General features: G+C 63.8%; 20 protein-coding genes. 9 read left to right on the forward strand and 11 right to left on the reverse strand.

Annotation, left to right across the window (positions count from 1 at the left end; genetic code table 11):
- Positions 1–55: 55 nt before the first annotated feature.
- From NLM32_RS29120 to NLM32_RS29130, 3 genes are all read right to left on the reverse strand, one after another.
- The gene (locus NLM32_RS29120; protein WP_254132208.1) at positions 56–883 is read right to left on the reverse strand and encodes a 3-keto-5-aminohexanoate cleavage protein; all 828 of its coding nucleotides are present in this window, start codon (positions 881–883) and stop codon (positions 56–58) included.
- Positions 884–995: 112 nt separating this feature from the next.
- Positions 996–2,384 (reverse strand): MFS transporter, encoded by a 1,389-nt coding sequence (locus NLM32_RS29125; protein ID WP_254132209.1) that lies wholly within the window; start codon positions 2,382–2,384, stop codon positions 996–998.
- A gap of 245 nt (positions 2,385–2,629) precedes the next feature.
- Positions 2,630–3,358, reverse strand: coding sequence for an NUDIX domain-containing protein (locus tag NLM32_RS29130; RefSeq protein WP_254132210.1), 729 nt, complete (start codon positions 3,356–3,358; stop codon positions 2,630–2,632).
- Between the two features lie 102 nt (positions 3,359–3,460).
- Here NLM32_RS29130 and NLM32_RS29135 point away from each other — a divergent pair, with 102 nt between their 5' ends.
- Together NLM32_RS29135 and NLM32_RS29140 are read left to right on the forward strand one after the other, a co-directional pair.
- Positions 3,461–4,504: an SPFH domain-containing protein gene (locus NLM32_RS29135; RefSeq protein WP_254132211.1), complete on the forward strand. Its 1,044-nt coding sequence runs from the start codon at positions 3,461–3,463 to the stop codon at positions 4,502–4,504.
- A complete protein-coding gene (locus NLM32_RS29140; protein ID WP_254132212.1) occupies positions 4,488–5,423 on the forward strand; it encodes a sugar kinase in 936 nt (311 codons plus the stop codon). The genes NLM32_RS29135 and NLM32_RS29140 overlap by 17 nt, the downstream gene beginning before the upstream one ends.
- A gap of 3 nt (positions 5,424–5,426) precedes the next feature.
- Here the strand turns inward: NLM32_RS29140 and NLM32_RS29145 are convergent, their stop codons facing one another.
- Complete coding sequence (locus NLM32_RS29145) at positions 5,427–6,383, reverse strand: GDP-L-fucose synthase (protein WP_305884101.1); 957 nt, start codon at positions 6,381–6,383, stop codon at positions 5,427–5,429.
- The gene (gene gmd / locus NLM32_RS29150; protein WP_254132213.1) at positions 6,364–7,434 is read right to left on the reverse strand and encodes a GDP-mannose 4,6-dehydratase; all 1,071 of its coding nucleotides are present in this window, start codon (positions 7,432–7,434) and stop codon (positions 6,364–6,366) included. The genes NLM32_RS29145 and gmd (NLM32_RS29150) overlap by 20 nt, the downstream gene beginning before the upstream one ends.
- Positions 7,435–7,679: 245 nt before the next feature.
- Between gmd (NLM32_RS29150) and NLM32_RS29155 the strand changes: the two genes are divergently transcribed.
- Positions 7,680–8,819: a lysophospholipid acyltransferase family protein gene (locus NLM32_RS29155; RefSeq protein ID WP_254132214.1), complete on the forward strand. Its 1,140-nt coding sequence runs from the start codon at positions 7,680–7,682 to the stop codon at positions 8,817–8,819.
- Between the two features lie 16 nt (positions 8,820–8,835).
- Complete coding sequence (locus tag NLM32_RS29160; protein ID WP_254132215.1) at positions 8,836–10,020, forward strand: TCR/Tet family MFS transporter; 1,185 nt, start codon at positions 8,836–8,838, stop codon at positions 10,018–10,020.
- Positions 10,021–10,066: 46 nt separating this feature from the next.
- Here the strand turns inward: NLM32_RS29160 and NLM32_RS29165 are convergent, their stop codons facing one another.
- The 4 genes from NLM32_RS29165 to xylB all read right to left on the reverse strand — a co-directional run bounded on the left by NLM32_RS29165 (position 10,067) and on the right by xylB (position 15,236).
- Positions 10,067–11,014 carry an ABC transporter substrate-binding protein gene (locus tag NLM32_RS29165; RefSeq protein WP_254132216.1) on the reverse strand — a complete coding sequence of 316 codons (948 nt, stop codon included), beginning with the start codon at positions 11,012–11,014 and terminating at the stop codon, positions 10,067–10,069.
- Between the two features lie 94 nt (positions 11,015–11,108).
- Positions 11,109–12,149 (reverse strand): ribose ABC transporter permease, encoded by a 1,041-nt coding sequence (locus tag NLM32_RS29170; RefSeq protein WP_254132217.1) that lies wholly within the window; start codon positions 12,147–12,149, stop codon positions 11,109–11,111.
- Complete coding sequence (locus tag NLM32_RS29175) at positions 12,142–13,665, reverse strand: sugar ABC transporter ATP-binding protein (RefSeq protein WP_254132218.1); 1,524 nt, start codon at positions 13,663–13,665, stop codon at positions 12,142–12,144. The genes NLM32_RS29170 and NLM32_RS29175 overlap by 8 nt, the downstream gene beginning before the upstream one ends.
- A 125-nt stretch (positions 13,666–13,790) precedes the next feature.
- The gene (gene xylB, locus NLM32_RS29180; RefSeq protein ID WP_254132219.1) at positions 13,791–15,236 is read right to left on the reverse strand and encodes a xylulokinase; all 1,446 of its coding nucleotides are present in this window, start codon (positions 15,234–15,236) and stop codon (positions 13,791–13,793) included.
- Between the two features lie 240 nt (positions 15,237–15,476).
- Between xylB and NLM32_RS29185 the strand changes: the two genes are divergently transcribed.
- The 5 genes from NLM32_RS29185 to NLM32_RS29210 all read left to right on the forward strand — a co-directional run bounded on the left by NLM32_RS29185 (position 15,477) and on the right by NLM32_RS29210 (position 22,113).
- Positions 15,477–17,852 carry a glucose/quinate/shikimate family membrane-bound PQQ-dependent dehydrogenase gene (locus tag NLM32_RS29185; protein ID WP_254132220.1) on the forward strand — a complete coding sequence of 792 codons (2,376 nt, stop codon included), beginning with the start codon at positions 15,477–15,479 and terminating at the stop codon, positions 17,850–17,852.
- Between the two features lie 722 nt (positions 17,853–18,574).
- Positions 18,575–18,895 carry a Wzz/FepE/Etk N-terminal domain-containing protein gene (locus NLM32_RS29190; protein WP_254132221.1) on the forward strand — a complete coding sequence of 107 codons (321 nt, stop codon included), beginning with the start codon at positions 18,575–18,577 and terminating at the stop codon, positions 18,893–18,895.
- Positions 18,892–19,962, forward strand: coding sequence for a GDP-mannose 4,6-dehydratase (gene gmd, locus NLM32_RS29195; RefSeq protein ID WP_254132222.1), 1,071 nt, complete (start codon positions 18,892–18,894; stop codon positions 19,960–19,962). Before NLM32_RS29190 ends, gmd (NLM32_RS29195) begins: the two co-directional genes overlap by 4 nt.
- On the forward strand, positions 19,943–20,926 hold the full coding sequence (locus NLM32_RS29200; RefSeq protein ID WP_309144863.1) for a GDP-L-fucose synthase: 984 nt from the start codon (positions 19,943–19,945) through the stop codon (positions 20,924–20,926). The genes gmd (NLM32_RS29195) and NLM32_RS29200 overlap by 20 nt, the downstream gene beginning before the upstream one ends.
- Before the next feature lie 488 nt (positions 20,927–21,414).
- Complete coding sequence (locus NLM32_RS29210) at positions 21,415–22,113, forward strand: transglutaminase-like cysteine peptidase (protein WP_254132223.1); 699 nt, start codon at positions 21,415–21,417, stop codon at positions 22,111–22,113.
- A 35-nt stretch (positions 22,114–22,148) separates the two neighbouring features.
- On the opposite strand, the gene NLM32_RS29215 is transcribed toward NLM32_RS29210, so the two are convergent.
- Both NLM32_RS29215 and NLM32_RS29220 read right to left on the reverse strand, forming a co-directional pair.
- A complete protein-coding gene (locus NLM32_RS29215) occupies positions 22,149–22,514 on the reverse strand; it encodes a helix-turn-helix domain-containing protein (protein ID WP_254132224.1) in 366 nt (121 codons plus the stop codon).
- Positions 22,515–23,050: 536 nt separating this feature from the next.
- The gene (locus NLM32_RS29220; protein ID WP_254132225.1) at positions 23,051–24,313 is read right to left on the reverse strand and encodes a lipopolysaccharide biosynthesis protein; all 1,263 of its coding nucleotides are present in this window, start codon (positions 24,311–24,313) and stop codon (positions 23,051–23,053) included.
- Between the last annotated feature and the right edge of the window lie 125 nt (positions 24,314–24,438).

Raw genomic sequence — 24,438 nt, forward strand, 5'->3', positions numbered from 1 at the left:
GTCGGTTCCGAATGGCAGAAGGCAGCCAGAAGCATGTCAGGAGCAGGCAGTAGCCCTATCCTGCGAGCCCGAGCAGGGACCGCGCCTCGGCCGCGGTTGCAACGCGCCGGCCATGGCGTGTGACGGCCTCGGCGGCGATGGTCACGAGCTCCGCGTTGCTCGCCGCGAGCCGCGTCTTGTCGATCCTGACATTGTCCTCGAGCCCGGTGCGAACCGCGTCGGCGCCTCGCTTGAGCGCCCAGTCCATGACCTCCGCCTGATGGCGTCCAATCCCCGCCGCAGTCCAGGTCGCCCGCGGGATCAGCCGCTTGAGCTCGGCCAGCAGGATGTCGAGGACATGTTCGTCGGCCGGCATCGCGTTCTTGACGCCCATGACGAATTGCACGTGCGGACGCGCATCCATCAGCCCGGCCTCGATCAGGCGGCGCGCGCCATGCAGATGCGACAGATCGAAGATCTCGATTTCCGGGCGGATGCCATTCGTCTTCATCCCGGTCGCGAGCGTGTCGACCAGGGCTGCGCTGTTCTCGTAGACAATCGTCGGAAAGTTCACCGATCCCGTCGAGAGCGAGGCCATGTCGGGCTTGAGATAGAGCGATGATCCCCGCGCCGAGGGATCGCGGCCCCGCCCGCCGGTCGAGAACTGCACGATCATGTCAGGACAATGCTTCCTGATCCCCTGCTGCACCAGGGCAAAGCGCTCCGGGTCGGATGACGGCGTCTCGTCATCGTTGCGGACATGGATATGGGCGAGCGTGGCGCCGGCTTCGAAGGCCCGCTGCGTCGACTCGATCTGTTCGGACGGCAGGATGGGCACCGCCGGATTGTCCTTCTTGCGCGGAACGGAGCCGGTGATGGCGACAGCAACGACGACGGGGTTCATCCCTTGACCTCATGATGATCGCGCTCGCGCGCACAAAGTTCGAATATGTAGTCACATAAGGCCCTGCCGCTGCAACACGATCGATTGCAGCGGCATTGCCTTCAGCCGTTTATCAGGTGGGAACTGCGGTCGCACCGCTCGCGGCTCCCGCACGCTGCCGCTCATAGTCGGCCCGCGGCATCGGAACGGCCTTGGGATTGCCGAGATCGTCGATGCTGATCCGGTAGGTTTCCCGCGCCGAGACGGCCGCCAGCGCCGCGATGACCGTGATGCCGAAGGCGATCGCCCCGACCGTCAACGGAATGTTGGCCGAGCCGGGAGGCGCCACGGTCGCAAACAGGGCCGGAAGCAATGCCGTGATCGTCGTTCCGATGTTCTGCGAGATCGCCATCGCCGACACGCGGGTGCGGGTCGGAAACAGTTCCGGGTAGAAGCTCGGGAAGATCGCGTTGTAGCCCTGATAGACCACGCCCCACATCAACAGCGACAGCAGGATCGCGAGCGGCACGTTCTTGATGCTGATGGCATAGAGATAGCCGAAGGCGAGCAGACCGGAGAGCAGCGCGCCCACGATGATCGGCGGCTTGCGGCCGACCTTGTCGGAGAGATTGCCGACGAAGGGAATGACGAACACGGCCAGCATGTTTCCGAGCACCGGGATCCAGAGATAGACGTCCTTGGCAAAACCGATGCCGTAGGCCGGCTGCACCGCATAGGCCGCGCCGAAGATGGTCGCCACGACCGGAATGACGTTCATCAGCGCCATGCAGATGACCCTGAGCATGTCGCGCCAGCTCAGCGTGATGGCCTGAACAATGGGCGCCCGCGGTGTTTCTCCCCGCTCGCCCTCGCGGGCAAAGGCAGGCGTCTCGTCGACTTCGCGACGGATGATGTAGCCGGCGACGATGACGAAGAAGCTCAGCAGGAACGGAATCCGCCAGCCCCAGCTGTTGAAGGCGTCGTTCGGCATGTAGGCCGCCAGCGGCAGGAAGACGGCGGCTGCGAGGATCTGTCCGGCCTGCACGCCCTGAAGGGCGAAGCTCGCATAGAAGCCGCGCCGGCCGAACGGCGCGTGCTCCAGGATCATCGAGCTTGCGCCGGAGATTTCACCGGCCACGGCAAATCCCTGGATCAGGCGCAGGACGACGAGCAGGATCGGCGCCAGGATGCCGACCTGCTGATAGGTCGGCAGGATACCCACGGCCATGGTCGAGATGCCCATCAGGAACATGCAGACGATGAGAACCGTTTTGCGGCCATGGGTGTCGCCCCAATGCCCGAGGACGAAGGCACCGATCGGGCGAGCCACATAGCCGACGCCATAGGTCGCAAGCGAAGCGACGATCGCGACGGTGGGATTTTCCGATGGGAAGAAGACTTGCGGGAAGACCAGCGACGCGGCGGTCGCGTAGATGAAGAAGTCATAATATTCGAGAGCCGACCCGATCCAGCCGCTCGCAGCGGCCTTCCTGGACTGACTCATGTCTTGGATCGCGGTCATCTCAAAATTCCTCCACTGGTTTGCTGTGTGTCCCTTGGCGGGCTTCTTGGAGAAATTGGGCAGCGCATTCCGCGCGCTCTACGGACTCTCCGCAAGCGTTTGTCACTGCCGATAGCTACTTGATTGAACGCGACAATAGGCTTTCGCCGGGCTAACACAATTACCCAGTTATGCGATAAACCTAACATGATGTTAGCTGTGCCGGAGCACCCGGGCCGCGGCCGTGCGCGCAAACCCTCAGCGCGCTACTCCGGCGGATTGAAGGTCCGCACGAAGTACACGGGCTCCCTGCCCTTCTTCAGGCGATAGAGCTGCGCCGGGCGGTTCGGGCCGCGCCGCATCTTTGCGACGGGCTCGATCATGTCGGCCGACAATATCCGGGTACGGAAGGCGCTCTTTTCGAGCGGACGGTCGAGCACGATCTCGTAGACGCGCTGCAGATCCGGCAGCGTGAACTCGGCAGGCATCAAATAAGCGGGCAGCGAGGTGTATTCCACCTTGTTGCGCAGGCGCTGGATTGCGGTTGCGAGGATGTCGCCGTGGTCGAAGGCGAGCTTCTCCTTGAGCCTGCCGTCTCGAATCGGAAACCAACGCGCATCAGGTGTGAGTACGCCCGCCTCTTCCGGGATGAGCGCGAAATAGGCGTGGGTTGCCGACCAGCCGCGCGGGTCGCGCGCAGCGCTTCCCCAGCTTCCAAGCTGCTCCAGATAAGGGCTCGTGACGCCGGTCTTCTCCTTCAGCTTGCGCGCCGCGCAGGCTGCGAGATCGCGGTCTTTCGCGACGTCGACGAAGCCACCCGGCAGCGCCAGGCTCAGGGGGAACGGTTCACCGTCGCCGGCCGGGCGCTGCACCAGCAGTACCTGGAGTCTGTCGTCGAGAATCGCAAAGATCGCGACGTCGACCGTGGTCAGGGGTCGCGGGAAGTCCAATTGTCCTGCTTTTCCAAGCCCTTCGACCCGAGCTTCACCCGCCATAGGCGACCTCCCCTGTTCCGGCTTGACAGTAGCATACTTAGTTGTACAGTCCAACTTACTTAGTTGCCCAGACCAACTTATAGTCAATGACAGGAGTAAGCCATGTTCGGCCTCAGGTTCGTCAAGGCGCAGCCCACCACCTATCTGATGAAGTACCGCGCCGGCGCAGTCGTCGCCGAGGGCACCGGCCTCTCCACGTTCTACTATGGCCCGGTGACCACGCTCGTCGCCGTGCCCGTCGGCAGTCGCGACGCCTCCTTCATCTTCCAGCAGATCGCGCGCGACTTTCAGACGCTGACCGTGCAGGGCCATGTCACCTATCGCGTCAGCGAGCCGAAGAAGGCGGCTTCGATGCTCAACTTCACCCTGAAGTCCGACGGCAAGACCTATGAGACCGACGATCCGGAAAAGCTGCCGGAACGCATTCTCGGCACGGTCGAGGTGCTCGCGCAGCAGGCGATCAAGGAATTAACGCTGAAGGACGCGCTGCAGGCTTCCGACCACATCGCCGATATCATCGCGGGCGGCTTGCGCGGGCGCGCCGACATCGAAGCGCTCGGCCTCGAAATCCTCGGCGTGTCGATCCGCGGCATCAAGCCGGCGCCTGATACCGCAAAGGCGCTGGAAGCCCAGGCGCGCGAAGCCATCCTGAGGACCGCGGACGAGGCGATCTTCGCCCGGCGCAATTTCGCCGTCGAGCAGGAGCGCGCCATTCGCGAGAGCGAGCTCGACACCGAGATCGCGGTCGAGCAGAAGAAGCGCTCGATCCGCGAGACCCAGATGGATGCCGAGGCGAGCGTCGCCGCCAAGCGCAACGAGCTACGCCAGGCCGGCATGGCCGCGGACATCGTGCTGGAAGGCAAGCGCAAGGATTTCGTCGGCCTCAATGCCGAGAACACCAGGACGCTGGCGGACGCCGAGGCCTATCGCGTCGGCGCGCTGATGAAGATCTTCGAGGGCGTCGACACCCGCGTCATCCAGGCGCTCGCCGCCGCAGGGATGCAGCCGGGACAGCTGATCGCACAAGCCTTCTCCGGCATCGCCGAGAAGGCCGAGAAGATCGGCCAGCTCAACGTCTCGCCGGACCTGCTCAGCCAGCTGATCGAGAAGCCGAAGCCGGAGGCCGCCAATGCCCGCCGCCAATGACCGCAAGATCGTGCTGGTGACGCGCAAGACCAGGTTGGAAGACCTGGTCGCGCGTTACCTGACGGCGGCACAGGCGCGCTTCTACGTCGAGCATCTCGGCGCCGACTTCTCCGACTATGAGCGCGAGCACGAGGTCTATCATGCGCAGCGGCATGCGACGCTGCAGGTGCTGGAGCAATGGGGGCGCTATCAGGTCATCGAGCGCGGCTTCCTGCCGACCTTCATCTTCGCGCCTGACGACATCGTGGTCGCGCTCGGCCAGGACGGCGTCGTCGCCAATACGATGAAATATCTCGACGACCATCCGCTGATCGGGCTCAACCCGGACCCTGCGCGTTACGACGGCATCCTCCTTCCCTTCGCGCCGGGCGACCTCGCGAAACTGCTGCCGGAGGTCGCCGCCGACAGGCGCAACAGCCAGGCCGTGACCATGGCCGAAGCACGGCTCAGCGACGGCCAGGTGCTGCACGCCGTGAACGATCTCTTCATCGGCGCCCGCACGCATGTCTCGGCGATCTACGAGATCGCGGCCGGCGGGACGACGGAGCGTCAATCCTCGAGCGGACTGATCGTGGCAACCGGGCTCGGATCGACCGCGTGGTTCAAGAGCATCGTCACCGGTTCGCTCGCCATCGCCGGCAGCTTCGGCCATCCTCCCCCGCTGGCCGGCTACGACGCCCTGCCCTGGGACGCCCCCGAGCTGCGCTTTGCCGTGCGCGAGCCATTCCCCAGCCGGCACTCGCAGACCAATCTCGTCTGCGGCCGGCTCGCGATTGAGGAGCAGTTGCGCATCCGCTCATTGATGGCGGAGAACGGCGTCATCTTCAGCGACGGCGTCGAGGCCGACCGCCTTGATTTCAACGCGGGCGCCGAGGTCACGATCGGGATCGCCAGGCGGCGCGGACGGCTGATCGTGTGAAGACTATTGCGCGGGAACCGAGGCGGCAGCCTGATACGCCGCATAGGCACGCTTCAGGCCATCTTCGAGCGACGTCGTCGCGCGCCAGCCGAGCCTTTCCAGACGGCCAATATCAAGCAGCTTGCGCGGTGTCCCGTCCGGGCGCGAGGTGTCGTAACTGATCTCGCCGCGATAGCCGACGATCCCGGCGACCACGCGTGCGAACTCTGCAATGGCGATGTCCTCGCCGGTGCCGATGTTGATCAGGTCCGCGCCGGAATAGGTCTTCATCAGGTGCACGCAGGCATCGGCCATGTCGTCGACATAGAGGAATTCGCGCCGCGGCGTGCCGGTGCCCCAGACCACGACGCTGTTCGCACCCGAGACCTTTGCCTCGTGGAAGCGACGGATCAGCGCGGCGACGACGTGGCTCAGCTCAGGGTGATAATTGTCGCCGGGGCCATAGAGATTGGTCGGCATCACGCTGATGAAGTCGGAGCCATACTGACTGCGATAGGCCTCCGCCATCTTGATGCCGGCGATCTTGGCAATGGCGTAGGGTTCGTTGGTCGGCTCCAGCGGGCCCGTCAGCACGGAGTCCTCGCGCAGCGGCTGCGGTGCGAGCTTCGGATAGATGCAGGACGAACCGAGGAACATCAGCTTCTCGGCGTTGTTCTGTTGCGCGGCCTGAATCACGTTCGCCGCAATCGCGATGTTGTCGTAGATGAACTCGGCGCGCAGCGTGTTGTTGGCGACGATGCCGCCGACTTTGGCCGCGGCGAGAAAGATCACTTGCGGCCGCGCCTTCGCAAACCAGTCGAACACTGCGGCCTGGTTGCAGAGATCGACCTCGCGACGGTCCACCGTGACGAGTTTCACGTCCTCCCGCGCCAGCCGGCGCACCAGCGCGGCACCGACCATGCCACGATGGCCGGCGACATAAACGCTTTTGCCCTTCAGCTCAAACGGTACGCTTGCCATTTGCGATGTCCCGTTTGGCCTCGGCCAGATCGCTCGCCACCATCTCTTCGACGAGCTGCGCAAAGGTCCGCTTCGGCTTCCAGCCGAGCACTTTTCGGGCCTTGCTGGCGTCGCCGATGAGAAGATCGACCTCGGTCGGGCGGAAGTAGGTCGGATCGATCTTCACCACCGTCTTGCCGCTCTTGGCATCGATGCCGGTCTCCTCGACGCCGGTGCCGCGCCACTCGACGCGACGACCGACCTGCGCGAAGGAGAGCTCGACCATCTCGCGCACCGAGCGCGTCTCGCCGGTGGCGAGCACGAAATCGTCGGGCTTGTCGGCCTGCAGGATCATGTGCATGCCCTCGATATAGTCCCGGGCATGGCCCCAGTCGCGCTTGGCCTCGAGATTGCCGAGATAGAGCGTCTGCTCGAGGCCGACCTCGATGCGCGCCACGCCGCGCGTGATCTTGCGGGTGACGAAGGTCTCGCCGCGGATCGGGCTCTCATGATTGAACAGGATGCCGTTCGAGGCGAACATGCCGTAGGCTTCACGGTAGTTCACCGTGATCCAGTAGCCGTAGAGCTTTGCGACGCCATAAGGCGAGCGCGGATAGAACGGCGTGGTCTCCTTCTGCGGGACCTCCTGCACCAGGCCGTAGAGCTCGGAGGTCGAGGCCTGGTAGAACCGCGTCTCCTTCTCCATGCCGAGGATGCGGATCGCTTCCAGGAGGCGCAGCACGCCGATGGCGTCGGCGTTGGCGGTGTATTCGGGGCTTTCGAAGCTGACGGCGACGTGGCTTTGGGCGGCGAGGTTGTAGATCTCGGTCGGCCGGATCTGCTGCACCAGGCGGATCAGATTGGTCGAATCCGTCATGTCGCCGTAATGCATCAGGAACGGCACGTTACCGACATGCGGATCCTGGTAGAGATGGTCGACACGCGCGGTGTTGAACGAGGATGAGCGGCGCTTGATGCCGTGGACGACATAGCCGAGCGACAGCAGATGTTCGGCGAGATAGGCGCCGTCCTGGCCGGTCACACCGGTGATGAGAGCGACCCGCTCAGCCATATCAGTAACTGCTCCCAAAATGCCCCGGCGGGGCGCCGGCTTCCAGCTCAGTCCGAGAAGCCGTCCCTCTCTCTGACATATCGTTCGCCGGGGTCAACCCACTATGGCGGTGCACCGTTCTTTTTCCGAGGAATTGGCCCCGCGCGGGCGAGGATGCCGCCGGTCGCTGCAGGGAAACCTTGAGACGCTGGTAACACTTCTGTGGTGAGATTTTCCCGCATGATTTGACGGGTTTTGAGGTTCAAGTGACGTTCCGGGAAACAGCAGCAGTCACCGATCCGCGCGAGGCCAATCCACGCCCCTTTCCCCGTGAGCACGGAGATATCCAGACTGCCGTCGTGAACCTCGTCGACGGCCTGGCCCCCATCGTCCCCGTCGCGCGCCAGGTGGATGTTGCGCGCGAAATCGCAAGCGTGATCGCGCAACTCCCGAGCACGATGCGCAACAACATGTTTCTGCGCCAGAGCATCATTCGCCGCGGCACCGCGACGCCCGATCACGTGATCGACGGCTTGGCGGCCTGGGTCACCGTCCTGTTCGACCTTGCCAATCTGCAGCAGGATCGCGACAGGGCGATGAGCCTTGAAGCGAAGATCCCGAAGGCGGCGCTTGGTCGTCTCGCACGGGCGCTCTCGAAATCCCGCAATGGCTGCATCATTGCCGTGCCCCACATCGGCAGTCTCGAACTGTTCGCGGCCCACCTCAGGGACCGCGGCTTCAACGTCGGCTTCGTCTATTCGATCGGTCGCCAGCCGACGCCGACCGAACGCTGGATCTATGCAGGCCGGAGCGCGACCGCGGCCACGCCGATTGCGTTTGCAAGACGCAATACCGGAGCCGAGATCTCCAGGGTGCTTCAGAACAACGGCGTCGTCTTCATGGTCGTGGACGTCTACCCCAGCGCCAAATATGCCGGCATCACCGTCAAGACCCACGATTCCGACTTCCGCTATCCACCCGGACCGGCGCGCTATGCGCGGACCGGCACGTTGGTCCTGCCCGGCTTCGCCTCACGCCGCGACGCGGCGGGCTTCTCGATGAACATTCTCGCTCCGATCGAGTACCGAACCTGGATGCCGGCCGAGACCGCCGCGTCCGAGTTCACACAAGAGATTGCGGCCCACGTCGATGGCTTCACCGTAGAGCAACCCGCGGCTTACTGGCTCTGGCACCCGATCCCCAACGATCCCTACCTCGCGATCGCGCAACGCCAGCGCCCGGACCTTCTGACCGCGATGGCGCCTGCAGACGACGAGGCCGTCGCTCGAACGGTGGAAGCAGCACACGCCAAATGGGCGGCACCTGATCTAATCGATCCCATCCACCGGACAGAGGCCCCACCGCTTGCACCGTCCGCGCTGGCGGAAGGTGTGTCGGCTGACTGACGGGCGAAAGAATCCCATGAGCCGGCCGCTCGCAGCGATCCTCGCCTGCGCCGCCCTCGAGGCATCAGGCATTGCGCTGATCTTTCCGACGCTGCCAAATCTGCTGCGCGCGATGGCCGACACCGACAACGTGTCCGCGCTCTACGGGACGCTGCTGGCGCTGCACGCGTTCACGCAATTCGTCGTCACCCCGGTGCTCGGCGTCCTGTCGGACCGGCTCGGCCGCCGGCCGGTGCTGCTGCTCGCCCTCGCCGGCTCGACCATCGACTATCTGGTCATGGCCTTCACGCCCTATCTATGGCTCCTGTTCGTCAGCCGCACCATCGCCGGCCTGACGGCGGCGGGCGTCGCGATGATCACCGCGACCATCGCAGACATCACGCCGGAGGCGATGCGCGCCCGCCGCTTCGGCCTGTTCCACGCCTGCTTCGGCGCCGGCTTCGTCATCGGTCCTGTCATCGGCGGCATGCTCGGCGACATCTCGCTGCGCGCACCGTTTCTCGCCGCTGCGGCGTTGAGCGGCGTGAACGTCCTGATCGCGCTGTTCGTTCTCCCGGAGACCCACCGCACCGAGCGCAAGCCGTTCGAATGGCGGACGCTGGACCCGTTCGCCCCGCTGCGCTGGGCGATGAGCTTTCGCACGCTGATCCCGCTGCTGCTCGTGTTTCTTCTCGTCAGTCTCGTCGGCCAGACCTACAGCACGGTCTGGGTGCTCTTCGTCACGGATCGCTTCCAGTGGACCGCGACCGATATCGGCATTTCGCTCGGCATCTTCGGCGCATTGGTTGCCCTGGTGCAGGCCTTCGCCATTGCGCCACTGACGGGATGGCTCGGTGAACGCGGCACATTGCTTCTCGGCATCTGCTGCGAGGCCATCGCCCTCCTCGTGCTCGCCTTCGCGCAAGCGGGCTGGATCGCGTTCGCGCTGATCCCGCTGATCGCGTTCGGCGGCATCAGTGCGCCTGCACTGCGCGCGCTGCAGTCGAAGGCCGTCGATGGCGAGCGCCAGGGCCAATTGCAGGGGGTCGTCGCAAGCTTCGTCAGCCTCGCCGCCATCTTCGGCCCGCTCGCGTTCGGCGGGATTTATGGCCTGTCCCGGCCGGGCTGGACCGGGCTCGTGTGGATCATGGGCGCCGCGATTTTCGCCGTTGCGGTGCCGATGGTCCTGACGGTGCCGAAGCGGGCGATCCAGCGAGGGTAAGTGGACGGCGATCTCGTCGCAAGATCGCCGCCCCTTGCAGCTCGTGTTACTGCGTACGGTCCGAGGTCCAGCCCTTGTAATCCTTGATATTGTCGCGGGTCACGAGCTTCGACGGCAGCAGCTCGACGGTCGAGGCCGGCTTCTGCCCGTTGAGAATGCCGACGCCGACCTGCACGGCGCGCCGCGCCATGAAGAACGGGTCCTGCGACGCCGACGCCTGGACCTGCGGTGACGCCGGATCCTTCAGCGAGGCCTCGATGTCAGGCGCGCCGTCGACCGCGGTGATGATGATGCCGCTGCGGTTTTGCTGTTTCGCTGCAAGGTCGGTGCCGATCGCCTGTGGATCATTGATGGCGAAGATGGCGTCGATCTTGGGGAAGCGGGTCAGATAACCTTGCGCAACCGTGAGGCCGCCTTCACGCGAGCCCTTGCCGTCCTGATCGCTCGACAGCACCTTGATGCCGGGATTCTTGCCGAACACATTCTTGCAGCCGGTGACGCGGTCGATGACGGCGGAGACCTGCGGGCCGTTCTCGATGACGACATCGCCCTTGCCGCCCAGCTTGTCGACGATGTACTGGCAGGAGATCTCGCCGGCCTGGACGTTGTTGGTCGTCACCGTGGCATCGGCGCCCTCGGCCGCGGTGTCGACCGCGACGACGACGATGCCCGCTGCCTGCGCCTTCTTGATGGCCGGCCCGATCGCCTTGGGATCGCCGGGGTTCAGCAGGATCAGGTCGACGCCGGCGGCGATGAAATTGTCGATCTGGGTGACCTGCTTGCCGAGGTCGTATTCAAAGCCGACGGTGGTGATCTTTACATTGGGATTGGTCTTCTTGGCCTCGAACTCGGCGCCCTTCGACAGCGCGACGAAGAACGGATTGCCCATCGAACCGAGCGAAACGCCGATCGACTTGAGCTCCTTGGCAGAGGACGGAACGGTGGTGAGAGCGAGCGCCATCGCGGCGCCGGCAAGCGAAATCGTCTTCAACATTGGCTTCCTCCCTGGTCTGTCTTCATCCCCGGTACGGCAGACCAGTTGCCGCAACCGAATCTCACACCGCGCGCTCAGATGCGCGCAAAGCCGTTTAGGTCCTGGCTGAGCCTTGCAGCCGGTAGCGATCCAGCGCCACGGCGCCGATGATCACGAGACCCTTGATCACATATTGCCAGATGTCGGAGACACCTGTGAGGATCAGGCCGTTCGAGAGCACGGCGATGATCAGCGCGCCGACCAGCGTCCCCCAGATCGAGCCGATACCACCGACGAACGACGTGCCGCCGAGAATGACGGCGGTGATGGCGTCGAGTTCGTAGCTTTGCCCGAGCTGCAGACCGTTGGCCGCGTAGAGCCGCGCGGCCTGCATGGCGCCGCCAAGGCCGGCCAGCAACCCCGACACGCCATAGACGAAGATCACGACGGCCCAGACCTTGATACCGGCAAGCCGTGCCGCGCTCTCGTTGCCGCCCACTGCATAGATATGCACGCCGAGCACGGTCCGGCGCAGCACCAGCCACGAGACCAGGATGACGAGCAACGCGATCACCGAGAGCCATGGGATCGACGCCACGCCGGGGATGAGCGTCAGCGAACCGTTGCCGATGAAGGCGTAGGGAATCGACGGATTGAACACCGTGGTGTCGGCGCCGAGCAGCCGCGCCAGGCCACGCACGGCGGTGAGCGAGCCCAGCGTGACGATGAAGGGCGGCAGGCGCAGCAGCGCAATCAGCGCGCCATTGACGATTCCGAAGCCGAGGCCGGTGAGAACCGCGGCCGGCAGCCACAGCGCACCTAAGTCGGGCAGTTTCGACATCGTCAGGCCAGCCATTGCCGACGCCGCCAGGATCGAGCCGACCGAGAGATCGATGCCGCCGGTCAGGATGACGAAAGTCATACCGGCGGCAAGCACGGTGTTGACGGCAGCCTGCTGCAGGACGATGCCGAGATTCTGTCCGGTGAAGAAACGGCCGTCCGACAGATAGTGAAAGCCGGCGCATAGCAGCAGCAGCACCGGCAGCATGCCGGCCGCGCGGATCAGAAGCCTGATGCGCTGTCGCTTGGTCTCCTGCGCGGCGGCAAGGCCGTTTGCCGTGGCGGCCTTCGCCGGCGTCGATCCGTTGTCAGGCATCGAGATGCTCCGTCCCCGTTGCGAGGGCCATGATGTCTTCCTGGGTTAATGGCGCCGTCTCGGTTCGCCTGACTTCGCCCGCGACATGTCCCGACCGCATCACGATGACCCGGTCGCAGATGCCGATGATTTCAGGCAGATCGGACGAGATGACGAGGATCGCGGTACCGGCCTTGGCAAGATTGTCGATGATCGAATAAATCTCGGACTTGGCGCCGACGTCAACGCCGCGGGTCGGCTCGTCGAGGATCAGGACCTTTGGCGCAATGGCGAGAAGCCGCGACAGCAGCACCTTCTGCTGGTTACCGCCGGAGAGGCCACCGGCGGGCACGCCGACATTGGCGGCGCGGATGCTGAGCCCCGCAAACGCCCTGTCGGCACGCTCGCGCGCCTTGTCGCGATCCAGGAACCAGCCGAGCTTGGCATCGCGCCCAAGCACGGCGAGATTGATGTTGTCCAGACACGACATGTCCAGAAACAGGCCAAGCGCCTTCCGGTCCTCGGTCAGATAGGCGATGCCGGCGTCGAGCGCTTCCCCGGGCGTGCGGATCTCGATGGGCTGGCCTTCGAGTTCGAGACGGCCCGAAAGTCTTGGCGCCGCGCCGATGATGAGATGCGCAAGCTCGGTGCGGCCGGCGCCGATCAGGCCCGCAAGCCCCACCACCTCGCCCGCATGCACGGTGAGCGAGCAGCCCCTGACGCGCAGCCCGTCCGCCATGTCGATGGCGCTGAGCACGGGATGCCCCTTCCCGGCCTCGGGATCATGATCCTTCTTGTAAAACGACGAGACGTCGCGCCCGACCATCATGCGAACGATGGCGTCGGCACGGATGTCCTGCTTGTCGAGCGAGCCGACCAGGCGGCCGTCGCGCAGCACGGTGACGCGGTCACCGAGCGCATAGACCTCGTCCATGCGGTGCGAGATGTAGATGATGGCAAGCCCCTCGGCGCGGAGCTGACGGATCAGCGCAAACAGCCGCTCGCTTTCGCCGGCCGACAGCGCGGTGGTCGGCTCGTCCATGATCAGGATTTTCGAGCGCGCGTGCAGCGCACGCGCGATCTCGACCAGCTGGCGCTGGCCCATGGAAAGATGCGCGACCAGTGTCGACGGCAGGAAGTCCGCCCCCAGCCGCTCCAGGATCGGGCCAACGCCCTCGCGCATGGCACCGCGCGCCAGCAAACCTGAACGCGACATCTCGCGGCCGAGATAAATATTCTCCGCAACGCTCAGATTGGGGGCCAAAGATAGTTCCTGATAGATGATCGAGATGCCCGCGGCACGGCCGCCAAGCGGGCCTTCGATCCGCGCCGGCTTGCCCTCGATGCGGATCTCGCCGCCGGGATCGGGCCGGTAGGCGCCCGACAGGATCTTCATCAGGGTCGATTTGCCGGCGCCGTTCTCGCCCATCAAGGCATGAATCTCGCCGGCATAGACGGTCAGGTCGACCGCACGCAGCGCCTTGATGCCGAAGAAGGATTTTGAGACTCCCCGCATCTCGAGGATCGGATCGTTCATCGTGCCTCCCGGCGCACAATGCGTTTCCTGTCCGCGTTTCGTTTTCGAGCGCGGTTCATCCATTAAACAAAAGCCCGTCGCGCAGGGCAACAGCGAACAGGCCAAAATGCGCAACCAAAGCGATGCTAGTGGCGCGGCCGATACAATTCACGCCAGGCGGGACGCCGTTCGGCGTAGGCCTCGACCAGCACGCGATCAGGCTCGAAAGTCTCGACGCGTTGCGGCGGCGTGCAGACGGTTTCGATTGCCTCGCCCGTGACAGCAAGCCGCCCCAATCTCGCCGCACCGAACGCCGCTCCGGTTTCCCCGTCGGCAAAGCGATGAATCGGAACATCGAGAACATTGGCCAGCACGGACAGCCAGAACCGGGACCGCGAACCGCCGCCGATGACATCGGCCTCCGCAACCGCGATGCCGGCGTCGCTCAGCGCGTCCCGGCAATCGGCGAGCGCGAAGGCCACGCCCTCGAGCACGGCCTGCACGATCGCGGTGCGGTCGGTGCCGTGGCTCAAGCCATCAAGCATGCCGCGCACGACGGGATCGTCATGCGGTGTCCTCTCGCCGGCGAGATAAGGCAGGAAGCTCACGGGAGACGGCGCCCGCGGGCGCGCGCCCAAGGGCGCCAGCAACTCGCCCTCCGCGACGCCGAACAACCGCGACGCCCAGGCCAGACACGAAGCCGCCGAGAGGATCGCACCGGCCTGAATCCACATTCCGGGGATGGCATGGCAGAATGTGTGGACCACGCGGTCCGGATTGGCGGCGATATGGCTGGTCGGCACCAGCAAGGCGCCTGAGGTTCCCAGCGAGATGAACGAGGTTCCGGGCTTGATTGCGCCGATGCCGACGGCACCCGCTGGATTATCGCCGGCGCCGCCCGCGATCATCGGGCACCGCGCCATGCCCCAGCGCTGCGCCAGTTCGCTGCGCAATGTAGCTGCGGGCGCACAACCCTCGACCAGGCGCGGCATGTGCGCGCGCGACAGGCCGGTCGCGGCCAATGCCGCATCCGACCAGTCCCGGCGCGCCGCGTCGAGCCACAGCGATCCCGACGCGTCCGAGACATCCTCGATCGCCTCGCCCGATAGCACCAGCCGCAGATAGGCCTTCGCCATCAGGACCCGTGTGGTCGCCGCAAAAATCTCCGGCTCGTGCGCCGCGATCCAGAGCAGTTTTGGCGCGGTGAACCCGGGCATCGCCTTGTTGCCCGTGATCGCGCGCAAGGCGGGCCAGCGCTGCTCCAGGATGCGGCACTCCTTGGCGGAGCGTCCGTCGTTCCAGAGAATGCAGGGTCGCAACGGCTTGTCGTTCGCATCGAGCAGCGTGGCGCCATGCATCTGCCCGGACAGTCCGATGCCTTCGACCGCCGCCAGCTGTTTTCCGTGCGATGCCCTCAAAGCATCGAGCGTGGCAAACGTCGCCTCGATCCACTGCGCCGGATCCTGTTCGTAATAACCGGGCTGCGGCGAGGCAATCGTCAGCGCCCGGCTCTCGCTCGCAATCACACGCTGCGCGCCATCGACGAGAACGGTCTTGACTGCCGAAGTGCCGAGATCGATGCCGAGATACATGACGGAGGTGGCTCCCGAGGTCGGCGTCGCTGCGGACGCGCACGTCAAACATGACGTGCGTATTTATAAGAACTTTGCGTCCGCGGCCTAGTGCGTCGCGGCTTTGCGCGCAGATGTTACATGAATGCAGCAGTTGACGGTTGCGAGTTCTGGTTGATTGGACCACAGTCCTAGAAAGTGGACGTCGTCTGTTGCGCTTGCGCTGCACAGGCGCAATCCCTTTTGTGCGCCGGAGCAGCCATGCAGCGATCCAGGGCAGTCTTTATCACGGGTCTCGTCTACGCCTTGATCGGCTTGGTCCTCGCGGGAGGCGGCCTCTGGCTCGCCACACTGGGCGGATCCATCTTCTACATCGTTCTCGGCGTCGGCATCATCGCCACCGGCGCGTTGTTGCTGGCGCAGCGCCGTTCGGCGCTGTGGCTGTTTGCGATCGTGCTGGTCGGCACACTGGCGTGGGCCCTCTTCGAGGTGCAATTCGACTGGTGGCCGCTCGCATCGCGCGGCGACATCGTCGTCCCCATGGCGCTCTGGATGCTGACGCCGGTGATCGTTCGCGCCCTGTTGCGAGACGAGCCGGTGTCTTACCTCAGCGCGACGCTGCCACTCTGGATCGGCGTAGCCGCTTCTTCGGTCGTACTCGTCATCGCCCTTCTGTCGAGCTATCACGACATCAACGGTACGATCGCCGCGTCCGGCGCGGCCGTACAGCAAAGCGAAGCCGATCCTCAGCCTGATGCCGATTGGCGGGCGTATGGTCGTACGCAATTCGGACAGCGCTATTCGCCGCTGAAGCAGATCACGCCTGACAATGTCGGCAAGCTCCAGGTCGCCTGGACCTTCCGCACCGGCGACGTCCCGACGCCGGAGGATTCCGGCGAGACCACCTTCGAGGTCACGCCGATCAAGATACGCGACACGCTCTATCTCTGTTCCCAGCACCAGGTGCTGTTTGCGCTCGACGCCAGGACCGGCAAGGAACGTTGGCGATACGATCCCAAGCTGGTGTTCAACAAGACGTTCCAGCATATGACCTGCCGCGGGGTCTCCTACCATGAGACTGCGGCAGGCGCCGTCGACAGCAGCGGCAGTCCCGCGCCCGCCGAATGCCCCCGGCGAATCTTCCTCCCCGTCAATGACGGGCGCATGATCGCGCTCGATGCCGACACCGGCAAGCTCTGTGAGAGTTTCGGCGATCATGGCAGCCTCGACCTCCAGCAGGGCATGGGGATCAAGACGGCGGGCTTCTTCGAGCCGACGTCACCGCCGCTCGTCAGCGACAAGATCCTCGTCGTCGCCGCCGCAGTGATCGACAATTATGCGGTCGAAGTGCCTTCGGGCGTGATCCGCGGTTTCGACGTCTATACCGGCAAGCTGGTTTGGGTCTGGGACTCCGGCGCGGCGGACGAGAATGAGCTGCCGTCGCAGACGCGGCACTACACCAACGGTTCGCCGAATTCATGGATCGCGGCCTCGTTCGATCCGAAATTGAACCTGGTCTACATCCCCACCGGCAACAACGGGCCCGACATCTGGGGAGGCAACCGCAACGCGCTGGTCGAGCGCTATTCGAGCTCGATCGTCGCGCTCGACGTCAACACCGGCAAGCGCGCCTGGTCGTACCAGACGGTGCATCACGACCTCTGGGACATGGACGTGCCCTCACAGCCGAGCCTGGTCGATGTGACCACGGCCAAAGGCGTCGTTCCCGCGATCATCCAGCCGACCAAGGTCGGCAACATCTTTGTGCTCGATCGCAGGACCGGCGAGCTGATCGTACCGGCGCCGGAGCGCCCGGTGCCGCAAGGCGCCGCGCCCGGCGACCGCACCGCGCCGACACAGCCGTTCTCCGAGCTGACATTCCGGCCTGAGGCGAAGCTGACCGGCGCGGACATGTGGGGCGGCACGATCTTCGACCAGCTGCTGTGCCGGATCATGTTCCACCGGCTGCATTACGAGGGCACGTTCACGCCGCCGTCGTTGCAGGGCACGCTGGTCTTTCCGGGCAATCTCGGGATGTTCGAATGGGGCGGCATCGCGGTCGATCCGGTGAGACAGATCGCCATCGCCAATCCGATGTCGTTGCCGTTTGCCTCGAGGCTCATTCCGCGCGGTCCACAAAATCCTCCCGCACCGACGGCCGAGAAGCCGGTCGGCAGCGAGGTCGGGACGCAGCCGATGTATGGCACGCCGTTCGGCGTGGATATCCGGAGCTTCCTCTCGCCGCTCTCCGTGCCGTGCTACCGGCCGCCATGGGGATCCATGGCCGCGATCGATCTGAAGACGATGAAGATCGTCTGGCAGCATCCCAACGGCACGATCAGGGACACCACGCCGCTGCCGCTTCCCTTCAAGATGGGCGTGCCGATGCTGGGTGGGCCGATCACGACCGCCGGCGGGGTCGCGTTCTACACCGGGACCTACGAGTACACGATCCGGGCTTACGACGTGCGCGACGGCAAGGTGATCTGGGAAGACCGCCTGCCGGCCGGCGCCCAATCAACGCCGATGAGCTACGAGGTCGACGGCAAGCAATACGTCGTCACCGCGGCCGGCGGCCACGGCTCGTTCGGCACCAAGCGTGGCGATTACATCATCGCCTATGCGCTGAAGGATTGAAGCGCGGCGAAGTCGACTTTGGGTCATAAGCGGGCTTCGCCGGGTTGCCTCTCAATCGTCCGCTAATGGTTCGAAAGCCGTCACCAACAGAGTCGGATGCGAAGGTCCCCAAGGGCGCAAAATGGTTTCGGGCTGACTGTCGTTATCGACTCTGTTCGTCGCGGATACCGGTAACTTGCAAACGTAGGTTTATGGCGCGCTCGGAGGGCGGTCGGATTTCCAGCGATTTCAATAGGTTGCATAGGTCCGTCAACGCATGAGGTGCCTTTCCAACCCAAAAGTGTCTTAGAAAAGGTGGTGCTTTGAGATCCTCCCATCTCACCTCCGCGCCTACCAATCCGTTCGGAGGTTCCTTGGTTTCGGTCGAATGCCTGGTCGACGGCTCGCCTGGCGAGACTTCAAGCGAGCTTTCGAAGAACAGGTCAGAACGGACGAGACGCGTTCGGCATACCCGAGTGCTCTGGGCATTCCGGCAAATGAGTAGGGTTTGGCGCGCGAAGGACGGTGCGGAATATCCAGCGCCATCCAACACGATAACGCACAACATACTGGACGAGGCACCTACATCACTTCATATCAAACTGTTGCAAAGGTGTATTGTTTGTTCGCTACAGAAGGCAATCAACGTTACGGGGCTGGCGTCACGGCGCAGCGGGCGGTGCTTGGTCACGCCAAGACCATGAGCCGAGATACTCCTAGCCGGTAGAGTTATGCGACTGTCAATGGATATGCCGTCGCACAGAATCCGTATCGGCTACAGCGGTGGGCGGGACGAAGCTTCGTCCTCGATATCGGCCTTGATCGACCAGCCGTCCAGACTGGCTCGGCGGCAATATTGGATCATTCTCATCGTGCCTGCCGCGACAATAGCCATCGGCCTGCTGTACCTGCTCGTCACCCCCTCGCAATACACCGCGACAGCTACGCTTTTGATCGACGGCAGCACGCTGCGCGTCATGCAGAACCAATTGCAGCCGCAGGCGGATATTCCGCTCGACACGCTTCAGGCGGGCTCGCTTCGGCGGGAGCGAGCTGTAGGATGAATAAACCTATCGCGCTCATCACCGGTATCACCGGGCAGGACGGCGCCTATCTCGCCGAACATCTGCTGTCGCTCGGCTATGTCGTGCACGGCATCAAGCGGCGCTCGTCCTCGTTCAACACCGCGCGGGTCGATCATCTCTATCGGGATCCGCATGCCGGCAACGTGCCGTTCCTGATGCATTACGGCGACATGACAGATTCGACCAATCTGATCCGCCTGATGCAGCAAATCCGGCCGACCGAGATCTACAATCTCGCCGCCCAAAGCCACGTCGCCGTCAGCTTCGAGAGCCCGGAATACACGGCGAACGCCGACGGCATCGGCGTGCTGCGGTTGCTGGAAGCGATCCGCATCCTCGGCATGGAGAAGGAGACGCGGTTCTACCAGGCCTCGACCTCCGAGCTCTACGGCCTGGTGCAGGAGATTCCACAGAAGGAGACCACGCCGTTCTATCCGCGCTCGCCCTATGGCGTCGCCAAACTCTACGGCTACTGGATCACGGTGAACTACCGCGAAGCCTATGGCATGTTCGCGAGCAACGGCATCCTCTTCAACCATGAGAGCCCGATCCGCGGCGAGACCTTTGTCACCCGCAAGATCACCCGCGGCGTGGCGCGCATCGAAGTCGGGCTCGAGCAGACGCTCTATCTCGGCAATCTCGAGGCCAAGCGCGACTGGGGCCATGCCCGGGACTATATCGAGGGCATGCACATGATCCTGCAGGCCGACAAGCCCGACGATTTCGTGCTCGCCACCGGCGAGACGCGCTCGGTGCGCGAGATGGTCGAGCTCTCCTTCGCGCAGGTCGGCCGCCGCGTCGAATGGCGCGGCACAGGCGTCGACGAGACTGGCGTCGATGCCAAGAGCGGCAAGACGGTGGTGAAGATCGATCCGACCTACTTCCGCCCGACCGAGGTCGATCTGCTGATCGGCGATGCCAGCAAGGCGCGTCAGGTGCTGGGCTGGAAGCCGAAGCGGACCTTTGCGCAACTCGTCGAAGAGATGATGGCAAGCGATCTGGCCGAGGCCAAACGGGACGTCGCAAGTGGTAAGCGCACCGTTTGAGCTGACAGGCAAAAGCGTCTACGTCGCCGGCCATCGCGGCATGGTCGGTGCCGCGCTGGTGCGCCGGCTGGCGCGGGAGGACGTGAAACTCGTCACCGTGGACCGGCGCGAGGTCGATCTCTGCGATCAGGCCGCGGTGTTCGACTGGTTCGCGCGCGTGCGTCCCCAGGTCATCTTCATGGCCGCGGCTAAGGTCGGCGGCATCGTCGCCAACAACACGCTGCGCGCCGAGTTCATCTACGACAACATCGCGATCGCGGCGAACGTGATCCAGGCCGCGCACGTCAATGGCGCCGAGAAGCTGATGTTCCTCGGCTCGTCCTGCATCTATCCGAAGCTCGCAGCGCAGCCGCTGCGCGAGGATGCTGTGCTGACCGGCCCGCTGGAGCCGACGAACGAGCCTTACGCCATTGCCAAGATCGCCGGCATCAAGATGGCGGAAGCCTATCGCAGCCAGTATGGCAGCGACTTCATCAGCGTGATGCCGACCAATCTCTACGGTCCCGGCGACAATTATCACCCTGAACTGAGCCACGTCGTTGCCGCGTTGATCCGGCGCTTCCACGAGGCCAAGGTCTCCGGCGCAAAGAGCGTCGTCGTGTGGGGCACCGGCACGCCGCGGCGCGAGTTCCTCTATGTCGACGACATGGCCGATGCCTGCGTGCACCTGATGAAGACCTATTCGCAAGCCGAGCTGGTCAACATCGGCACCGGCGAGGACAACACCATCGCCGAGTTCGCGCGCGTGGTGGCCGAAATCGTCGGCTATCGCGGCGAAATCACCTACGATACCTCGCGTCCCGACGGCACGCCGCGCAAGCTGCTCGACGTCTGCCGTCTCGCCAAGCTCGGCTGGCGCGCGACGACGTCGCTTCACGATGGCCTGAAGCAGGCATACGCGGCGTATCTGTCGGATCATCCAGCCGCGACACGTCTAACCGTCTCAAGTCTTGCGCTGGACTAGTGAGGAAGAGGGCAGCCTGGAGGGGCCGGTTCTGGCGCTCGCCGCGGCGTCACGGTCCGCATCAATAGGCGTTACGTGGCTAGCCCTCTGGAAGCCGTGCTGCGGCGCGATCGCTGGGTCGTCGGCGACGCGATCGACATCATTGTCACGCGGACATGGAGCTATGTGCTCTGGCTCGCCAACGACATGGACATGGGCGGCATGGACATGAGCGAGTTCCGCATGATCCCCGCGGTGAGCTGCTGGTGTCCTTGCCGCGGTGATGGGCGACCCGCTTCATGTTCAGTTCGGATTGCCTTCAGGAACACCGCAAGCGTAACTTTGCCGACACCGTCCGCACCTTAACTGAAATCACACCATGGCGCCCCCGCGAGGCTGCTTTCGCGGAGATCCATTCAATTTGAAGCAATCGCTTAGCGGGATCGCGAGCTGTCTCTGCCAGCCTTCCATTCGGAATCTGATGGGGAACGGGCATGACGAGATTCTGCATGAACGGGCGGACCGCCGCCACACGGCTTCGCGCATGGACACTTGCCGCGATTGCCGTAGCCGCCGTCTTCGCGTTGGATGCTCTCCCGGCTCGCGCCTTCCTTGCCCGTCCGGCGCTGTTCGCCGCGATCGGCGGGCCGACGAAGGCGCCCGGCGGATGGTTGCAGCTCTGCGCCGCAGATACCGACGAATGCAAGCCCTTGGCCGATCAGGCGCGCGAGGTGACCCTCACGCCGGATCTGCTCCAGCAGCTTTACGAGATCAACAAATACGTCAACGACCGTGTGACCTGGACTAGCGATTCCGAGCTCTACGGAAAAGCTGAACGTTGGGCCTACCCGCTCGACCGAGGCGATTGCGAGGACATGGTTCTGCTCAAACGCCGGCTGCTCGCCAAGGCCGGTTGGCCACAGGGCGCCTTGCTGATCACCATCGTCGAGGAGCGCGGCCAGGAGAAGACGCGTCACGCGGTGCTGACCGTCCGGTCCGACCGCGGCGAAATGATCCTCGACAACCAGACCCCGGAAATCCTGTTCTGGTACGAGACCAGCTACCGTTATCTGTCACGGCAGAGCGCCGACGACCCGAATGTCTGGGTGTCCTACGGCGCCGGCCAGACCAAGCCGGCGACCGCGGTAGCGAGTCCGGTTGCGCCCTCGCCCTACCCCCTGCCTCCCCCGTTGGGGATCAAGCCCTAAAGCGCGAACGCGGCCCTCCAGGTGCGGATCAAGTTTCAGCCCTTCTCGGGACGCCGAGGCCGCGGCTCATGCCGTGCACGAAGTTCCTCTTCGTACTTCAGCTTCTCCAGCAACATGTCAGTAACAAGACGTCGCAATTGGGCGTTTTCGAGCTCCAGCCGCTTGATCGTATCGCCAGACGAGGCATCGCGCGGTCCACCCACGCTGCTCATGATGTCGATGTCTGCGTCATCCGCCCCCGCATCAGGAGATTTGATCATCTTCTTCCAGCGGTGATAGGTCATGACACTCACGCCAAGAGCTTTCGATATTTCGCGCTGAGTCTTGCCTCTGGCCACGAGTTGATCTGCCTGGGCCAGCTTGGCCGAAATCTCCTCCGAGGCATGCCTTTTGCCAACCATATAGTGGCCCTCTCCGGCCGATTCTTGCCCACCAAGAGCTAGTAATCGCAAATCGTAAACCTTTTCAATAGGCCGACGATACCCCTGGACCAGCTATTCGTCGCATGGCGACCTTGGCGCTGCGATCGCTCGCACGGGGTACATGAGGCGACAAGCCGAGCAACCAGGGTCAAAATGCCAGACAGGCCACTTAAAACCGTTGCGAGCCCGTTTCGCGACGCATGCTCGCCTCGATATGCGTCGGGCGATCACATCAACTATCAGTACGATATCGAGCGTCAGGCTCCGGGCATACCATAGCATAGACCGAGCGCGGTCACGCCGGCATCGATTATCCGCGCCGGCCAAGCGGGCAAGATGAGCCACGGCTAATCAGCCGTCTCGGGCGCTGTCGGAACGGCGCTACTAACGCTCAGAACATCGTCAGCGATCAATAACATCCAAGCCGATCATATTCGGCGTGGTGGATTCATGACGTCGAAATTCGTAGAGATCAACCTTGGCAGGAACGTTGACCTTGGGCAGATCGTAAAATTTCAGCGCGTCGCTCTCAGCACTTCCTGACCCGAGATCATAGCGGTCACCACGCTGGCAACGACAAGCCCCCAAACGACTCCGGTCAACCCTGACTCCCATTGCAGGATCAACGCCGAGCCGAGGAATGCGATCAAGCCTGCGGCCCGGACAAACATAATAGCGCGCGTCCGGTTCAGCGCCAGCAGCGCTCCCGCCATGCCCTGGTTGACGGCTTCGGTCACGACCAAGATTGCAAACGGCCACATCAAAGGAGCAGCGGCGACGATCTCGGCTCTCCTGTAGAAGAATTCCAGGACCTGGACAGGCCATCCGACAAGAATGATCGAAAATCCGGATGCGAGAAGCACGAACACTGCCGTCACGGCCGATACGCGCTTGCGCATGGCGTGGCCATCCGATCGGGTCGCAGCTTCGGCAAGCCGCGGCACGGTCAACTGATTTATGGCAACGTTGATCTGACTGACCGGTGTGACGATGTTGAACAGCGCACGCAGGGCTCCTCCAGCGGCTGGCCCGGCAAACGTCGCCACAAGCGGAATGACACCCTGGCTGCCGACCCAGGAGATCAAAGACGCGCCCAGCAACCAACGGCTGGACCGAAACACGTCGCGAGCCACCTCATAGATGGCTGCACGCGAGACGACATCGACCGGCGATATCCGGGCCGCGACACCAAAAATCACAGCTGGAATGCTGGCCGCCGCCCAAACGAAAATCGCCATCACCGGCGTAAGCCGGTCAAGCAGAACGAGACATGCGAGGAGCCCGAAAATCGTTAACGCGTAACTCACGCCGCTCAGTGCGGCGATGTCAACGCGATCTTCGATGTAGCAGAGACGACGAACAAATGATTGGAAGCGCTGAACCGGATTTACGACGGCCAGGCAAAGCAGAATTGCGCCGAGCTCCGGCGACCAATACAAGATCGTGATGCCCGCGGCGGCGACGGCAACGCTCGTCAATCCGCCCAATGCTATGCTGATCCACGCGACCGCGCTCCTGAAGTCCCCACGCGGGCCACGCACCCGCGTACTGGCGAATGCCGGCAAGGCGTCGTTAATCAGCGCGCCCGTCACGGTCTCGGCCAATATCGAGGTCGTCCAGGCAATGCTGTAGTAGCCAAAACTTTCCAAGGAAACGTGGTTGGCCAGCACGATCGTGAAGAGGAAATTCGACAGGCTCACACAGCCCTGATCAACGAGCGCGAACAGCGCGCGGCCTTTCCATCGACCGGCGACGCGCAAGGCACTCGTCAGCATCATTGCTCCCCCACGACCGCGTTGGCCGATGAGGCAGTCCTTAACCGGCCTTTGGAACAGGTATGCGACAAGCCGGGCTGCTTTCCGGAGAACCGTGTCAGAGTTCGATATTGGCGAGACACAAAGCG

Origin of the sequence: Bradyrhizobium sp. CCGUVB14, assembly GCF_024199935.1 — a bacterium.
Classification (GTDB): Bacteria; Pseudomonadota; Alphaproteobacteria; order Rhizobiales; family Xanthobacteraceae; genus Bradyrhizobium.

Excerpts from the sequence above, each read along its gene's own strand:
- NLM32_RS29185 (WP_254132220.1), top strand. The coding sequence starts at position 15,477 with ATGCAGCGATCCAGGGCAGTCTTTATCACGGGTCTCGTCTACGCCTTG.
- NLM32_RS29130 (WP_254132210.1), bottom strand. The coding sequence starts at position 3,358 with ATGGCGGGTGAAGCTCGGGTCGAAGGGCTTGGAAAAGCAGGACAATTG.
- NLM32_RS29210 (WP_254132223.1), top strand. The coding sequence starts at position 21,415 with ATGAACGGGCGGACCGCCGCCACACGGCTTCGCGCATGGACACTTGCC.
- NLM32_RS29215 (WP_254132224.1), bottom strand. The coding sequence starts at position 22,514 with ATGGTTGGCAAAAGGCATGCCTCGGAGGAGATTTCGGCCAAGCTGGCC.
- NLM32_RS29170 (WP_254132217.1), bottom strand. The coding sequence starts at position 12,149 with ATGCCTGACAACGGATCGACGCCGGCGAAGGCCGCCACGGCAAACGGC.
- NLM32_RS29190 (WP_254132221.1), top strand. The coding sequence starts at position 18,575 with ATGGATATGCCGTCGCACAGAATCCGTATCGGCTACAGCGGTGGGCGG.
- gmd (WP_254132213.1), bottom strand. The coding sequence starts at position 7,434 with ATGGCTGAGCGGGTCGCTCTCATCACCGGTGTGACCGGCCAGGACGGC.
- NLM32_RS29145 (WP_305884101.1), bottom strand. The coding sequence starts at position 6,383 with ATGGCAAGCGTACCGTTTGAGCTGAAGGGCAAAAGCGTTTATGTCGCC.
- NLM32_RS29135 (WP_254132211.1), top strand. The coding sequence starts at position 3,461 with ATGTTCGGCCTCAGGTTCGTCAAGGCGCAGCCCACCACCTATCTGATG.
- NLM32_RS29165 (WP_254132216.1), bottom strand. The coding sequence starts at position 11,014 with ATGTTGAAGACGATTTCGCTTGCCGGCGCCGCGATGGCGCTCGCTCTC.
- NLM32_RS29220 (WP_254132225.1), bottom strand. The coding sequence starts at position 24,313 with ATGATGCTGACGAGTGCCTTGCGCGTCGCCGGTCGATGGAAAGGCCGC.
- NLM32_RS29120 (WP_254132208.1), bottom strand. The coding sequence starts at position 883 with ATGAACCCCGTCGTCGTTGCTGTCGCCATCACCGGCTCCGTTCCGCGC.
- NLM32_RS29125 (WP_254132209.1), bottom strand. The coding sequence starts at position 2,384 with ATGACCGCGATCCAAGACATGAGTCAGTCCAGGAAGGCCGCTGCGAGC.
- gmd (WP_254132222.1), top strand. The coding sequence starts at position 18,892 with ATGAATAAACCTATCGCGCTCATCACCGGTATCACCGGGCAGGACGGC.
- NLM32_RS29160 (WP_254132215.1), top strand. The coding sequence starts at position 8,836 with ATGAGCCGGCCGCTCGCAGCGATCCTCGCCTGCGCCGCCCTCGAGGCA.
- NLM32_RS29175 (WP_254132218.1), bottom strand. The coding sequence starts at position 13,665 with ATGAACGATCCGATCCTCGAGATGCGGGGAGTCTCAAAATCCTTCTTC.
- xylB (WP_254132219.1), bottom strand. The coding sequence starts at position 15,236 with ATGTATCTCGGCATCGATCTCGGCACTTCGGCAGTCAAGACCGTTCTC.
- NLM32_RS29140 (WP_254132212.1), top strand. The coding sequence starts at position 4,488 with ATGCCCGCCGCCAATGACCGCAAGATCGTGCTGGTGACGCGCAAGACC.